This is a genomic window from Aliiroseovarius crassostreae (assembly GCF_025137635.1).
GTDB classification, from domain to species: Bacteria; Pseudomonadota; Alphaproteobacteria; order Rhodobacterales; family Rhodobacteraceae; genus Aliiroseovarius; species Aliiroseovarius crassostreae.
The window spans coordinates 2,505,137-2,518,375 of the sequence record NZ_CP080772.1 but is presented as its reverse complement, the minus strand read 5'-3'; the positions used below and the strand labels follow the sequence as shown (position 1 = coordinate 2,518,375).

Below are 13,239 nucleotides of genomic sequence, written 5' to 3'. Positions count from 1 at the left end.
AGGAGTATAGAATATGTCCCGCGTTAAAGGTGGAACCACAACTCACGCCCGTCACAAAAAAGTCGTCAAGGCCGCAAAAGGCTATTACGGCCGCCGCAAGAATACCTTCAAGGTAGCGCGTCAGGCCGTCGACAAGGCGAACCAATACGCAACCCGCGACCGCAAGAACCGCAAGCGCAATTTCCGCGCCCTGTGGATCCAGCGTATCAACGCGGCTGTGCGTTCGCATGACGAGGCTCTGACCTATTCGCGCTTCATCAACGGCCTGAACCTGGCTGGTGTTGAAGTCGACCGCAAAGTGCTGGCTGACCTGGCCGTGCACGAGCCGGAAGCTTTCGGCGCGATCGTCGAGAAAGCAAAGGCTGCTCTGGCCTAAGCCGGACGCATTGCACCAAGATCAAAGCCGCAGGGGAAACCTTGCGGCTTTTTCTGTTTTGGGCGAGTGGAAGCTTTGGTGCTTGGGATGCACGGGGAAAGTGGTCCTTGGGCGCACTCAACGCGACTTTCCAGGAATATAAGCCCGCATAGCGGGGCCGTTTCTCAGAGGCCAGATTTGTGTGTGTTTCTGATGATCAGAAGGCTGCTCTCGCACTGTGAAAAAGCTCAGGGTGGGCACGAGCAGATTGTTTGCCCACCCTGAAGTAAATTGACGTTTCAGGTTGGATATGGATCAAATTTTAACGTCCAGAGACAGATGTGCCATCCGGGCTGGTCAAAGTCGAACCGATGTTTCCCCAACCGCCATTGCCACCACCCGACACCATGCTCGGGACAGCGGCATTTGGATTTTTCGCCTGGAAGCCGGCGCTGGAAAGGAAGTCTTTGGTGGCTTGGTCCTGGTTGACACCTGAGGCCAATGCGCCGGCCATTGCCTTGGCGTTTCCGGGGTTGTTGTCCCCCGCGAAAGACGGTGCTGCGGCTGAGAGCGCGATGGCAAATGCAGAGATTGTGAGGGTGCGGATCATGTTCTTACTCCTTGTTTAAAGCGTTCCAGCAGACGGTGTGTATGACGCCATTATTGGTGGTTCTGAGGCATTTTTGGCGGCGTCAATGTTGCTGTTTGAGTATCATGTAGTGATAAAAAATATCACACAATGAAAAATTGCACCTTATGAAGTAATGTGTCACGTCGTGAAAATTGACACCAAAAAGGTTGAATGGCGTGACAAATGCCAAGCGGTTGCATTGGTCGAGCAGAGTGTCGTGGCCCGCAAAAAGACCGAATCGCTGTGTGCATCACGGGTTTGAATTGGATCGCCGAAGGGTGAATTTTCACGCGCGTGCCGAAAACCCAAAAAAACGTCCTCCACATGTCGATTTGGTCGTTTCATAAACGTCTGGTATCCAGAAAGGCACTGACCTTTCCCCATTTCAGAAAGGAAACCAAATGCAATACATGCTTCTGATTTACAACGCCGAAGATAATGGCCCGCAGCCCGGAACTGAGGAGTTTGGGCCCTATATGCAGGGCTATATGGATTTCACCAAAGAGGTTCAGGATGCGGGCAAAATGCTCTCGGGGGACGCGCTGCAACCCGTGGCGACCGCTTCCACCGTGTCTGTCCGGGGCGGCAAAACCGAAATCGTGGATGGCCCCTTTGCCGAAACCAAAGAGCAGTTGGGCGGCTTCTATATCCTCGACTGTGAGGATCTGGATGAAGCCCTGCACTATGCCGCCAAGATCCCCGACGCTGCCTACGGTCGGGTTGAAGTGCGTCCCGTGATGATCTTCGACTGATCCCTTATGACGCCCCCGGTTGCCCTCAGCATAGATCGTCTGATCCGCGAAAACTGGGGGCGCCTCCTTGCTGTGCTAACTGCCCGGCTGGGGGATTATGCGCTGGCGGAAGACAGTCTGCAGGATGCGGTGGTCGAGGCGCTCTCCCATTGGCCCAAATCCCTGCCGCGTCACCCGGATGCCTGGCTGTTGACCGTGGCCCGACGCAAGGCGTTGGATCGGTTGCGCCGCGCGCAGACCGCCAGCCGCAAAGAAGGTGAACTTGCATTATGGCTGGATCAGACCCGGTCCGAGGAAGGGGTCAACATGGGCGTGATCCCCGATCATCGTCTGGAGCTGATCTTCACCTGCTGTCACCCGGCACTTGAGGAAAAGACCCGCACCGCATTGACCCTGCGGGCCATCGGTGGGCTGACCACCGCGGAAATTGCTGCCGCCTATCTGGACAAACCCGAAACAATGGCCGCCCGCCTGACCCGTGCCAAACAGAAGATCCAGCAGGCGGGCATTCCGTTCAGATTGCCGGATGCGGAGGATTTGCCAGAGCGGCTCAATGCGGTGCTGCGGGTCATATACCTCATTTTCAACGAGGGTTTCCGGTCCAGCGGGGCGGAACTGACCCGCGCAGATCTTGTGGGTGAGGCGATCCGGTTGGGGCGCATTCTGGCGTGCCTCCTGCCAGCCGATCCTGAGGTGAAGGCGCTGCTCGCCCTGATGTTGCTGGGGGATAGTCGCCGTTTGACCCGAATGGATGAAGACGGGGCCTATGTCCCGCTTGAGCTGCAGAACCGTGCCCGCTGGGACAAGCCGCGTATTCGTGAAGGCATAACGCTGGTAAAGCAGGCGCTGGGCGTGGGGCCGCCCGGCCCCTATGCGTTACAGGCCGCAATTAGCGCGCTGCATGCAGAGGCACCGGATTTTGACCGCACCGACTGGGCGCAGATCGTGGCGCTTTATGATCTGTTGCTTGCCCGGCACCCGAACCCGGTGGTCCATATCAACAGGGCCGTGGCGCTGTCCTATCTTCAGGGGCCTGACGTGGCATTGGCGCAGTTGGATGGCCTGCCCACCCATGCGGGTCTTGGCCGATATCAACCTTTCCATGCCTGTCGGGCTGACCTTCTGGCGCGGCTTGGCCGGGCGAAAGAAGCCGCAGATCACTACCGGCAAGCCATCGACCTGACCACATCCGTGGCGGAAAAGACCTTCCTGTCCGGGCGAATGGCGGCTTTGCCCCTGTGATCGCCCACGCATACTTGCGTTTTCGTGCCTCAATAGGTAGCACGGCAGGGTGCAAACCGGGGCATCCCCCGGGGGTGATCCGATGGCAATCCATCGGCAGCAAACCAAGGGACGAAGATGGACGATCTGAGGCAGAAATATATCGATGCCGTGGCAGGGGCCGCGGATGAGGCCGCACTGGAAGATATCCGCGTGCAGGCCGTGGGCAAGAAGGGCGAAGTGGCCCTGAAAATGCGTGAGCTGGGCAAGATGACGCCCGAGGAACGCCAGGTGATGGGCCCGAAGCTGAATGCGCTGAAGGACGAGATCAACTCGGCCATTTCCGCCAAGAAATCCGCGCTGGCCGATGCAGCCCTTGACGAACGTCTGCGCACCGAATGGCTGGATGTGACCCTGCCGGGCCGCCCTGCACGTCAGGGCACGATCCACCCGATCAGCCAGGTGACCGAGGAGATTTCGGCCATTTTCGGCGACATGGGCTTCTCGGTTGCCGAAGGGCCGCAGATTGAAAGCGACTGGTACAATTTCGACGCGCTCAATATCCCGCCGCACCACCCCGCGCGGCAGGAGTTTGACACGTTCTACATGCACCGCGATGAGGGTGACAATCGCCCGCCGCATGTGCTGCGCACGCACACCTCGCCGGTGCAGATCCGTGCAATGGAAAAGACCGGCGCGCCGATCCGCGTGATTGCACCCGGCCGTGTCTACCGCTCGGATTACGACCAGACCCACACGCCGATGTTCCATCAGGTTGAAGGGCTGGCGATCGACAAAGACATCTCGATGGCAAACCTGAAATGGGTGCTGGAGGAATTCTGCCGTGCGTTTTTTGAAATCGACGGTATCGAACTGCGCTTCCGCGCCTCGCATTTCCCCTTCACCGAACCCTCGGCCGAGGTAGACATCCGCTGTTCTTGGGAAGGCGGCACGCTGAAGCTGGGCGAAGGCGACGACTGGATGGAAATTCTGGGCAGCGGCATGGTGCATCCGAAAGTGTTGTCGGCGGCGGGTGTGAACCCCGACGAATGGCAGGGCTTTGCCTTTGGCCTCGGCATCGACCGTCTGGCCATGCTGAAATACGGCATCCCCGACCTGCGCGCCTTCTTCGATTCAGACCTGCGCTGGCTGCGCCACTATGGCTTTGCCTCGCTGGACGTGCCGACCATGCGTGGGGGGCTGAGTAGGTGATGGAATGCCTCCTCAGCCTAGATGTTCGTGTTATGCAGGGGGTGCTTACGCTTGCTGCATCAATAGTAGCATCGGGCACGGCTCTCTTCATTGCGATGAAAGTCTATAATAGGCAGAAACTACAAGATCAGAAGATTGCGCACGCGAATGATATCAGACGGATTTGTGCAGAGTTGGTGGAGTTCGTTTCCAGCTCTATCAGTTCGCCAGCCGAAATCTCTCATGGAGAGAGCCCGCAGGTAGCTGTTGCTCGAAAGTTAGCACAGGGTAGTCAATTGCACTCAATGCTTTTGCTCTATGCCGCGCCAATTCCTTTGGTTGAGGCTTCTGATAAAATGGTCAAGCTCAATAGCAAGTACACAAAAGCACTATTTGAATACATGGCGCAGCCCAACCAAGAAATGAGAGATTCGGTGGCTATCGTTCTGTCAGAACTCGATGAGAGCAGAAAGTTTTTCATTGCCGAAGCTCAACGCTTCGTCAATGTGCCCCACCAAGTTAGGTCGTGAAGGATACCAAAATATGAAATTCACCAACTCCTGGCTGAAAGACTACCTCGACACCACGGCAACCGCCAGCGCGTGTCGCAATACGGAGCACCTGCGCTGATGCCGATCTGGATGAATGTCATTGTGGTTTTGGCGATGGCCTTGCTTGTCCTCTGGGGCATGCGTGGGCTTGCGCGATCCATTGATCACTCGATGGAAAACCAAGCGGATGATGACACATCCAAATCGGCAGACCCAGCAGAGGATGAGGATAAGACATGACCGATGAGATGGAAGACCTGCAGGTCACCTATCCCGGTGCGGGCACGTTCAAGTTTGGCGACAGCGCCGAACTGTCCAAACGCCTGATCGACCTTGTCCGCGCGGGCAAGAAACGCGCCACCTGCGGCGCGCTGGCCGATTTCAAGGACGAACCCGAAGCGATGCCCGTCGTGGGCCGCACCGATATTGCCGCCAACTGGGATGGCACCCCCGCTCTGGTGATCAAAACCGTGAAAGTGCAGGAAATCCGCTTCTGCGACGTGACCGAAGAGATGGCGCTGGCGGAAGGCGAAGATGACGACCTGGCCGGGTGGCGCAAAGGGCACGAAGCCTATTTCGCCCGCAACGGTGGGTTTGACCCGAACATGATGCTTGTGTTTGAGCATTTCGAACTGATTGAGGATTTGGCCGACCGCTAAGCCGGGGCCACGAAGGAACGCCGTCAGGGCAGACGACTGAGGATACGAACATGAAATTCACACTCTCCTGGTTGAAAGACCACCTCGACACCGAAGCCTCGGTTGATGAAATCGCTGAGGCCTGCACCGATCTGGGGCTGGAGGTCGAAGAGATTTTCAACCCTGTGGACCGTCTGGGGGCGTTCACCATTGCCAAGGTCACGTCGGCCGAGAAACACCCGGATGCGGATCGTCTGCGGGTCTGCAAGGTTGAGACCAACGAAGGCGAAAAGCAGATCGTTTGCGGCGCGCCCAATGCGCGCGAAGGCATCACCGTGGTGCTGGCCAAGCCCGGCGATTATGTGCCCGGCATCGACGTGACGCTGTCTGTGGGCAAAATCCGCGGCGTGGAAAGCCATGGCATGATGGCCTCCGAGCGCGAGCTGGAACTGTCGGAAGAACATGACGGCATTATCGAGTTGCCCTCGGGGGAAGTGGGCGAGAAATTCGTCGACTGGCTGGCCGCCAATGACCCGACCAAGGTCGATCCGGTGATCGAGATTGCGATCACGCCGAACCGCCCCGATGCGCTGGGCGTGCGCGGCATTGCGCGGGATCTGGCCGCCCGTGGTCTGGGCACGCTGAAGCCGCTCAAGGATCACAAGGTCGAAGGCAGCTTTGACAGTCCGATCAATGTCACCATTGACGATGATACCCGTGATGACGCGCCGGTTTTCATGGGCCGTCTGATCAAAGGCGTGAAGAACGGCCCGTCGCCTGCATGGTTGCAGGCGCGTCTGAAAGCGGTGGGGCTGCGCCCGATCTCGGCCCTGGTCGATATCACCAACTTCTTCACCTATGACATGAACCGCCCGCTGCACGTGTTTGACGCGGATAAGGTCAAGGGCGACCTGCGTGTGCACCGCGCGAAGGGTGGCGAGACGCTCATGGGGCTGGACGAGAAGGAATACACTTTCCCCGCCGGCGCCGTTGTGATTTCGGACGCCGAGGGTGTGGAAAGCATCGGTGGCATCATGGGCGGCCTGCCCACGGGTGCGACGTTCGAGACCACCAATGTCTTCCTTGAAGCCGCCGTTTGGGACACGATCCAGATTGCGAAAACCGGCCGTGCGCTGAAGATCAATTCGGACGCGCGTTACCGCAATGAACGCGGCATTGACCCGGCCTATAACGCCCCGGCGATTGAAGCGGCGACCCAGATGATCCTTGATCTCTGCGGGGGGGAAGCCTCGAATGTGGTTGTTGCCGGTGAGGTGCCGGATGTGGCCCGCGCCTATAAGCTCGACACAGACCGTGTGCAGTCGCTGGTGGGGATGGACATTCCGGCAGATGAGCAGCGTGCGACCCTGACCGCGCTGGGCTTCAAGCTGGAAGGCGATATGGCTCATGTGCCGTCATGGCGGCCTGATGTATTGGGCGAGGCGGATTTGGTTGAGGAAGTCGCCCGTGTGGCCTCGCTGACCAAGCTGGTTGGCAAGCCGCTCGCGCGTGCCCATGTGGGGGTGCCGAAAGCGATCCTGACCCCGATGCAGAAACGCGAAGGCGTCGCGCGGCGCACCGTGGCGGCGCTGGGTTACAACGAATGCGTGACCTACAGCTTCATTGATCAGGCCAGCGCCGAGCGTTTCGGAACTGGTGGAGATAATGTTGCGCTGGCCAACCCCATCTCGTCCGAGATGAGCCACATGCGCCCCTCACTGCTGCCCGGTCTGTTGCAGGCTGCGGCCCGCAACCAAGCGCGCGGGTTCATGGATTTGGCCCTGTTTGAAGTTGGCCCCGTTTTCCATGGTGGCGAGCCGGACGAATACGAGCAGATGGTCACCGGTATCCTTGTCGGTCACACCGGCCCGCGTGACCGTTTTGGCGCCCGTCGCCCGGTTGATACCTATGATGCCAAGGCGGATGTCGAGGCCGTTCTGAACGCCATCGGTGCGCCCGCCAAACTGACCTTCGTGCGCGATATGAACGCATGGTGGCATCCGGGGCGCTCGGCCAAGCTGGGTCTGGGGCCGAAGAACATCCTTGGCGCCTTTGGTGAGCTGCACCCGAAAACCATTGAGCAATCGGGCGTAAAAGGCCCGGTTGTAGCTTTTGCCGTGCATCTGGCGAAAGTGCCGTTCCCGAAGTCGAAAGGCACCGGACGGGCTGCTCTTGGCGCATCCGACCTGCAACCGGTTGAGCGCGATTTCGCCTTTGTGGTGGATGCGGATGTGGAAGCGATCAACCTGGTGAACGCCGCAGCCGGGGCTGATAAGGCGCTGATCACGGATGTGAACGTCTTTGACGAGTTTATCGGCGGTTCGCTGGGAGAGGGCAAAAAATCCCTCGCCATCACCGTGCGCCTGCAACCGCGTGACGCGACCCTGACCGATAAGGATATCGAGGCGGTTAGCCAGAAGATTGTCCAGAAGGTCGAGAAGGCCACTGGCGGCAGCCTGCGGGGTTAATTCCTTCGCCGGGGCGCCTTGCGGCCCGGTACACGCCCGCCCGCCCCGTGGCGGGCGTGTTCCACGCCCACCCGTGCGGGCGCGTGTCTAACGTCTGGGGATGAAAGGGCTTCCTATGACACTTTCCGTTTATCTTTCCGGCGAAATCCACACCGATTGGCGTGATCAGATCATCGCGGCATGTGACGGGCTGGATGTAAGCTTCTCTTCTCCGGTGACCGATCATGACGCGTCGGATGATTGCGGCGTGGCGATCCTGGGCGAAGAGCCCAATAAATACTGGCACGACCACAAAGGGGCGATGATCAACGCGATCCGCACCCGCAAGGGCATTGAAGAGGCCGACGTGGTGGTGGTGCGCTTCGGCGAAAAATACCGTCAGTGGAACGCAGCTTTTGATGCCGGTTATGCGGCTGCCAAGGGAAAATCGTTGATCATTTTGCAGCAACCAGACCATGATCACGCGTTGAAAGAGGTGGATGCTGCCGCCCTTGCCGTGGCCCGCAACCCCGGTCAGGTGGCGGAAATCCTGCGCTATGTGCAAACAGGCGTCCTGCCCTCCTGAGGGGAGTGCTTGACGCCATTTCCCCTGTTTTCACGCAGCAGGTGATTGCATTAGGGTATGCACACAACCGGTCAACCGGTGCGCGAACAAGGGAAAGGGGCTGTTATGCTGCAAGAGTTCAAAGATTTCATTGCCAAGGGCAATGTGATGGATATGGCCGTCGGGATCATCGTCGGGGCCGCCTTCACGGCAATTGTCAAATCCATGGTGGGGGATCTGATCAACCCATTTGTCGGATTGTTTACCGGCGGGGTGGATTTCACCAACCTTTATGTGGTGCTTGCAGGCTCGGTCCCGCAAGGGGCATCGCTTGAGGCCGCGCGCGAAGCCGGGGCTGCGGTTTTCGCCTACGGGGCCTTTGTGATGGCCGTGATCAATTTCCTGATCATCGCATTCGTGGTCTTCATGCTGGTGCGCTATGTCAACAAGGTGAAAGAGGCCGCCGCTGAAAAAGAGCAAGAGGTGGCCGAAGAGGCCCCTGCAGGTCCCACCGAACTGGAGCTCTTGACCGAGATCCGTGACGCGCTGAAAAAGGCCTGAGACCAACACCTGCTGCCCCTTGGGGTGGCGTCAATTCGGGGCGGCCTTCTGGCCGTCCCTTTTCATGTGCAACACGCTCCGAAGCGGAGCATGAGATAAGGCAAAGACATGAGTGAACTTCTTTCCGGGGCCTGGGGCCCGATGATTTTGAATGTGGGGCAGGCCCTTCTGGTGCTTGTTGTCGGCTGGATCGTGGCCGGCCGCCTTGGTGCATTTGCCCGCAAACGTGTGAACCAGACCAAGGGCATTGACCCCACCCTGGGCAACTTTCTGGCCAGCATTGTGAAATGGGTTGTGCTGGCGATGGTGCTGGTGGCGGTTCTGGGGATCTTCGGGATCGAGGCCACTTCGGTTGTTGCCATCCTTGGCGCGGCCTCTCTGGCCATTGGTCTGGCGCTGCAAGGCACCCTGTCGGATCTGGCGGCAGGTGTGATGCTGGTTGTGTTCCGCCCGTATAAGCTGGGGGATTTTGTGGATATCAACGGCACTTCCGGCACGGTGAAGGATATCAACCTTTTTGTGACGGAGCTGGCCACTACGGACAATGTGCAGATCATCGTGCCGAATGGTCAGGCCTGGGGGGCGATCATCACCAATTACTCGGCCCATGATACCCGCCGCGTCGATATGGTGTTCGGGATCGACTATGGCGATGATGCCAATGTGGCGAAAGACGTGATCCTTGAGGTCGTGTCTGGTGACGCGCGGGTGCTTGCGGATCCTGAGCCCTGGGTGCGGGTGACCAATCTGGGCGACAGTTCGGTCGACCTGACCTGCCGTGTCTGGGTTGAAGCCGCGGATTATTGGGAAGTGAAGTTCCACCTGACCCAGTCCGTCAAGGAAGCTTTTGATGCCAAGGGCATTTCGATCCCCTATCCCCATACGGTCGAGATCCAGAAGAAGGGATGAGGCAAAAAAATGCGCGGGCTGGTGGAGAATAATACACTTTCCATTTGACACCATGCGCGGCTTGGAATACTCACCGCCCACGATATGAGATGGCGTGGTAGCTCAGCTGGTTAGAGCACAGCACTCATAATGCTGGGGTCGGCGGTTCAAGTCCGCCCCACGCTACCATATCGAACAAAACCCCCGCCTTTGGCGGGGTTTTTTGTTGGGGAGAGGCCCGCCCCTGCGGGACGTTTTCATCTGATTCTGCACCTCCGTTCCCGCAAAAGAAAAGCCCCACCGGATGGCGGGGCTTGTCCTGTGTTCTCAATGGCGGTGATCAGATCGCAAGCGCCTCTTCCGGGGTGATGCAGTCCAGGCCAAGGGCTTCGCCCACGGCGGCATAGGTCAGCTTGCCGGCATGCACGTTCAGACCGTTCAACAGGTGCTTGTCGGCCTTGCAGGCCTCTTTCCAGCCCTTGTCGGCCAGCGACAGCATGAAGGGCAGGGTGGCGTTGCCAAGGGCGATGGTCGAGGTGCGGGCGACAGCGCCCGGCATGTTGGCCACGCAGTAATGCATGACGCCATCCACTTCGTAGATCGGGTCTGCATGGGTGGTGGCACGGGAGGTTTCAAAGCAGCCGCCCTGGTCAATGGCCACATCCACCAGCACAGCGCCGGGCTTCATGGTGGACAGCTGTTCACGCGAAATCAGTTTCGGAGCTGCAGCGCCGGGGATCAGAACGGCCCCGATCACCATGTCAGCGGTCTGGATCAGTTCGGCGGTGGCGGCGGCCGTGGAATACTGGTTCTTGAAGATCCCACCATAGACGTCATCAAGGTAACGCAGGCGCGGCAGGGAGCGGTCCAGAACGGTCACGTCCGCGCCCATTCCGGCAGCAATCTTGGCGGCGTGGGTGCCGACGACACCGCCACCGATGACCACAACCTTGGCCGGGCCAACACCGGGCACGCCGCCCATCAGAACGCCACGGCCGCCATTGGCTTTTTGCAGGGTCCAGGAGCCGACCTGCGGTGCCAGACGACCGGCAACCTCGGACATCGGTGCCAGCAGCGGCAGGCCGCCGCGATCATCGGTCACGGTTTCATAGGCAATTGCGGTGCAGCCGCTTTCCAGAAGATCTGTGGTCTGTTCGGGATCTGGAGCCAGGTGCAGGTAGGTAAAGAGGAGCTGACCTTCACGCAGCATTTTGCGCTCGATGGCCTGGGGTTCTTTCACCTTCACGATCATGTCTGCCTTGGCAAATACCTCTTCGGCAGTGTCCAGAATGGTGGCCCCTACGGCCACATAATCATCGTCGGTAAAGCCAGCGCCCATGCCGGCATTGGTTTCAACGATCACCGAGTGACCCCGCCCAATGGCTTCGCCGGCGGCGGCGGGGGTCAGACCCACGCGGAATTCTTGCGGTTTGATTTCTTTCGGGCATCCGATCAGCATGGGTGTCTCCTCTTCCCTGCGCCGTTGTTCGTAAACTGCCCTAATTTTGTGCAGAAACCTGGTGCAATTGTTTTGAAAATTTTGCGGTGCTTGCTATGTTAACCTCGAAGAAAATCCTGACGATAGCGCAATCGGCGCAAGAAAGTTGTGTGATAATGGAACTCGACAGTATAGATCGCCGCATCCTGGGGGTGTTGCAAAAGGCGGGCAGAATCTCAAATGCGGATCTGTCCGATCGCGTGAACCTTTCCCCTTCTGCCTGCCACCGGCGGGTCCAGCGCCTTGAGGCGGAGGGGTATATCAAGGATTATGTCGCCCTTTTGAATGCCCGAAAAATGAAATGTCCCAGCACGGTGTTTGTCGAGATCACTCTTTCCGGTCAGGCGGATGAGGTGCTGGATGCATTTGAGCGTCAGGTGGCGCTGGTTCCAAATGTGCTTGAATGCCACCTGATGGCGGGGAAATCCGATTACCTGCTGAAAGTGGTGGCAGAAGATACCGAGGACTTCGCGCGCATTCATCGGCAGTATCTGGCCAGCCTGCCGGGGGTGCAGGGCATGCAGTCGAGTTTCGCGCTTCGGACCGTGTTCAAAACCACCGCGTTGCCAGTGTAAGAGCAGCTGCCGCGCCCTGACGACCTGATGGTCGAAGGACTTGGCGGTGGCCTCGCTTTGCTCGGGAATATCTTGCCTCCGGCGGGGATATTTTGAGCAAAAGGAAGGGGGGGGACGGCTATGCTGTGCGGGCTGCGAGTGGCGTTTCTTTTACGGGCAAATGGACAATTGCCGAGAATGCGCCGATGCCCACGCCGAACCACCAGACCATGGTGTAATCCCCAAAGGCGTCATACATTCGCCCCCCGAGCCACACCCCAAGAAAGCTGCCCAGCTGGTGTGAGAAAAAGATGATCCCGTAAAGTGTCCCCATGTAACGCAGCCCATAGATATGGGCGACCAGCCCTGATGTGAGCGGAACGGTCGCCAACCACAGGGACCCCATGGCGATGGAAAACACGATCACGGATGTTGGTGTGATTGGCATCATGATGAACAGGGCCGCGACAATTGTGCGCCCGGTATAGATTGCGGCGAGCAGGTATTTTTTCGGCAGGCTCTTGCCCAGATACCCGGCCAGCAGGGTGCCGGCAATATTGGCAAGTCCGATCAGGGAAATTGAAATTGCCCCGAGCGCAGATGTGGTGGATACGCCGATTGAGGCCAATGTGCCGGATGGGTCGATTGCTCCGCACATTTCGGTTACGAAGGCCGGGAAATGTGCGGTGATGAAGGCCAGCTGATAGCCGCAGGAGAAGAACCCCAGAAAGATCAGCGTATAGCTGGGGTCGCGAAAAGCTTTGCGTAGTATCTGGCCGAGGCTCTCTTCCAGCTCTGCCCGGCTTGCGGTGCTGTCTGTCTGTATCAGGGGCAGAAGAGCGAGGGTGGAGAGGATGGCGGCGGCGAAAATCAGGAACACGTCCTGCCAGCTCATCATGTTCAGAAGGAATTCTGCGACAGGGGCGCCGATTACCTGCCCGGCTGAGCCAGCAGCGGTGGCGATTGCGAGCGCCATGGAGCGGTTTTCGTCACTTGCGGCGCGGCCGACCACCGCGAGGATCACCCCAAAGCCGGTGCCGGCGATGCCGAACCCCACGGCGATTTCCAGCAGCTGATGGGCACCAGGTGTGACGGCGAAAGATGAGGCGACAAGCCCGAAGGCGTAGACAAGCGCCCCCATGATGATCGCCTTGCGGTCGCTCAGCTTCTCGGCAATGGCACCGAAGATCGGCTGGCCGAAGCCCCATGCAAGGTTCTGGATGGCAATGGCCAGCGAAAACTCCGCCCGTGGCCAGTTGAACTCCTGAGCGATTGGGATCTGGAACACGCCAAAAGAGGCGCGGATCGCAAATCCGACCAGGATGATGAGGCAACCGGCCACAAGAACCGGTGAAATGAGGGGCGCGCGTGTTTCTGTCATGTCACA

The 13,239-nt window shown here is 58.8% G+C and carries 15 protein-coding genes and 1 tRNA gene; 13 read left to right on the top strand and 3 right to left on the bottom strand.

Annotated elements, in window-relative coordinates:
- Positions 1–13 precede the first annotated feature (13 nt).
- Positions 14–376 carry a 50S ribosomal protein L20 gene (rplT, locus tag K3J57_RS12065; protein ID WP_055187387.1) on the top strand — a complete coding sequence of 121 codons (363 nt, stop codon included), beginning with the start codon at positions 14–16 and terminating at the stop codon, positions 374–376.
- Between the two features lie 301 nt (positions 377–677).
- Here rplT and K3J57_RS12060 read toward each other — a convergent pair whose 3' ends face one another.
- Entirely contained in the window at positions 678–965 is a 288-nt protein-coding gene (locus K3J57_RS12060; RefSeq protein ID WP_259792053.1) for a hypothetical protein, read from the bottom strand.
- Positions 966–1,387: 422 nt separating this feature from the next.
- Between K3J57_RS12060 and K3J57_RS12055 the strand changes: the two genes are divergently transcribed.
- The 11 genes from K3J57_RS12055 to K3J57_RS12005 all read left to right on the top strand — a co-directional run bounded on the left by K3J57_RS12055 (position 1,388) and on the right by K3J57_RS12005 (position 9,989).
- On the top strand, positions 1,388–1,738 hold the full coding sequence (locus K3J57_RS12055) for a YciI family protein (protein ID WP_173484815.1): 351 nt from the start codon (positions 1,388–1,390) through the stop codon (positions 1,736–1,738).
- Positions 1,739–1,744: 6 nt separating this feature from the next.
- Entirely contained in the window at positions 1,745–2,980 is a 1,236-nt protein-coding gene (locus K3J57_RS12050) for an RNA polymerase sigma factor (RefSeq protein WP_259796074.1), read from the top strand.
- 117 nt (positions 2,981–3,097) lie between these two features.
- Positions 3,098–4,171 (top strand): phenylalanine--tRNA ligase subunit alpha, encoded by a 1,074-nt coding sequence (gene pheS / locus K3J57_RS12045; RefSeq protein ID WP_259796070.1) that lies wholly within the window; start codon positions 3,098–3,100, stop codon positions 4,169–4,171.
- Entirely contained in the window at positions 4,171–4,680 is a 510-nt protein-coding gene (locus tag K3J57_RS12040) for a hypothetical protein (RefSeq protein ID WP_259796069.1), read from the top strand. The genes pheS and K3J57_RS12040 overlap by 1 nt, the downstream gene beginning before the upstream one ends.
- Before the next feature lie 72 nt (positions 4,681–4,752).
- Positions 4,753–4,941 (top strand): hypothetical protein, encoded by a 189-nt coding sequence (locus tag K3J57_RS12035; RefSeq protein WP_259796065.1) that lies wholly within the window; start codon positions 4,753–4,755, stop codon positions 4,939–4,941.
- Positions 4,938–5,360, top strand: coding sequence for an ASCH domain-containing protein (locus K3J57_RS12030; protein WP_259792044.1), 423 nt, complete (start codon positions 4,938–4,940; stop codon positions 5,358–5,360). The genes K3J57_RS12035 and K3J57_RS12030 overlap by 4 nt, the downstream gene beginning before the upstream one ends.
- Before the next feature lie 50 nt (positions 5,361–5,410).
- Entirely contained in the window at positions 5,411–7,807 is a 2,397-nt protein-coding gene (gene pheT / locus K3J57_RS12025; protein ID WP_259796062.1) for a phenylalanine--tRNA ligase subunit beta, read from the top strand.
- Positions 7,808–7,922: 115 nt separating this feature from the next.
- A complete protein-coding gene (locus K3J57_RS12020) occupies positions 7,923–8,372 on the top strand; it encodes a YtoQ family protein (protein ID WP_259775897.1) in 450 nt (149 codons plus the stop codon).
- 105 nt (positions 8,373–8,477) lie between these two features.
- Positions 8,478–8,912 carry a large conductance mechanosensitive channel protein MscL gene (gene mscL / locus K3J57_RS12015; RefSeq protein WP_173484823.1) on the top strand — a complete coding sequence of 145 codons (435 nt, stop codon included), beginning with the start codon at positions 8,478–8,480 and terminating at the stop codon, positions 8,910–8,912.
- A 108-nt stretch (positions 8,913–9,020) separates the two neighbouring features.
- The gene (locus K3J57_RS12010; protein ID WP_173484824.1) at positions 9,021–9,821 is read left to right on the top strand and encodes a mechanosensitive ion channel family protein; all 801 of its coding nucleotides are present in this window, start codon (positions 9,021–9,023) and stop codon (positions 9,819–9,821) included.
- Between the two features lie 91 nt (positions 9,822–9,912).
- Positions 9,913–9,989, top strand: a tRNA-Met gene (locus tag K3J57_RS12005).
- Positions 9,990–10,140: 151 nt separating this feature from the next.
- Here K3J57_RS12005 and ald read toward each other — a convergent pair.
- The gene (gene ald, locus K3J57_RS12000) at positions 10,141–11,259 is read right to left on the bottom strand and encodes an alanine dehydrogenase (protein ID WP_259792040.1); all 1,119 of its coding nucleotides are present in this window, start codon (positions 11,257–11,259) and stop codon (positions 10,141–10,143) included.
- Positions 11,260–11,414: 155 nt separating this feature from the next.
- Between ald and K3J57_RS11995 the strand changes: the two genes are divergently transcribed.
- Positions 11,415–11,873 carry an Lrp/AsnC family transcriptional regulator gene (locus tag K3J57_RS11995; protein ID WP_259784821.1) on the top strand — a complete coding sequence of 153 codons (459 nt, stop codon included), beginning with the start codon at positions 11,415–11,417 and terminating at the stop codon, positions 11,871–11,873.
- A 118-nt stretch (positions 11,874–11,991) separates the two neighbouring features.
- On the opposite strand, the gene K3J57_RS11990 is transcribed toward K3J57_RS11995, so the two are convergent.
- On the bottom strand, positions 11,992–13,233 hold the full coding sequence (locus K3J57_RS11990) for an MFS transporter (RefSeq protein ID WP_259792039.1): 1,242 nt from the start codon (positions 13,231–13,233) through the stop codon (positions 11,992–11,994).
- Positions 13,234–13,239: the final 6 nt, after the last annotated feature.

Bases quoted from the DNA above. Each gene is read 5' to 3' on its own strand.
- rplT (WP_055187387.1), top strand. From the start codon at position 14: ATGTCCCGCGTTAAAGGTGGAACCACAACTCACGCCCGTCACAAAAAA.
- K3J57_RS12060 (WP_259792053.1), bottom strand. From the start codon at position 965: ATGATCCGCACCCTCACAATCTCTGCATTTGCCATCGCGCTCTCAGCC.
- K3J57_RS12055 (WP_173484815.1), top strand. From the start codon at position 1,388: ATGCAATACATGCTTCTGATTTACAACGCCGAAGATAATGGCCCGCAG.
- K3J57_RS12050 (WP_259796074.1), top strand. From the start codon at position 1,745: ATGACGCCCCCGGTTGCCCTCAGCATAGATCGTCTGATCCGCGAAAAC.
- pheS (WP_259796070.1), top strand. From the start codon at position 3,098: ATGGACGATCTGAGGCAGAAATATATCGATGCCGTGGCAGGGGCCGCG.
- K3J57_RS12040 (WP_259796069.1), top strand. From the start codon at position 4,171: ATGGAATGCCTCCTCAGCCTAGATGTTCGTGTTATGCAGGGGGTGCTT.
- K3J57_RS12030 (WP_259792044.1), top strand. From the start codon at position 4,938: ATGACCGATGAGATGGAAGACCTGCAGGTCACCTATCCCGGTGCGGGC.
- pheT (WP_259796062.1), top strand. From the start codon at position 5,411: ATGAAATTCACACTCTCCTGGTTGAAAGACCACCTCGACACCGAAGCC.
- K3J57_RS12020 (WP_259775897.1), top strand. From the start codon at position 7,923: ATGACACTTTCCGTTTATCTTTCCGGCGAAATCCACACCGATTGGCGT.
- mscL (WP_173484823.1), top strand. From the start codon at position 8,478: ATGCTGCAAGAGTTCAAAGATTTCATTGCCAAGGGCAATGTGATGGAT.
- K3J57_RS12010 (WP_173484824.1), top strand. From the start codon at position 9,021: ATGAGTGAACTTCTTTCCGGGGCCTGGGGCCCGATGATTTTGAATGTG.
- ald (WP_259792040.1), bottom strand. From the start codon at position 11,259: ATGCTGATCGGATGCCCGAAAGAAATCAAACCGCAAGAATTCCGCGTG.
- K3J57_RS11995 (WP_259784821.1), top strand. From the start codon at position 11,415: ATGGAACTCGACAGTATAGATCGCCGCATCCTGGGGGTGTTGCAAAAG.
- K3J57_RS11990 (WP_259792039.1), bottom strand. From the start codon at position 13,233: ATGACAGAAACACGCGCGCCCCTCATTTCACCGGTTCTTGTGGCCGGT.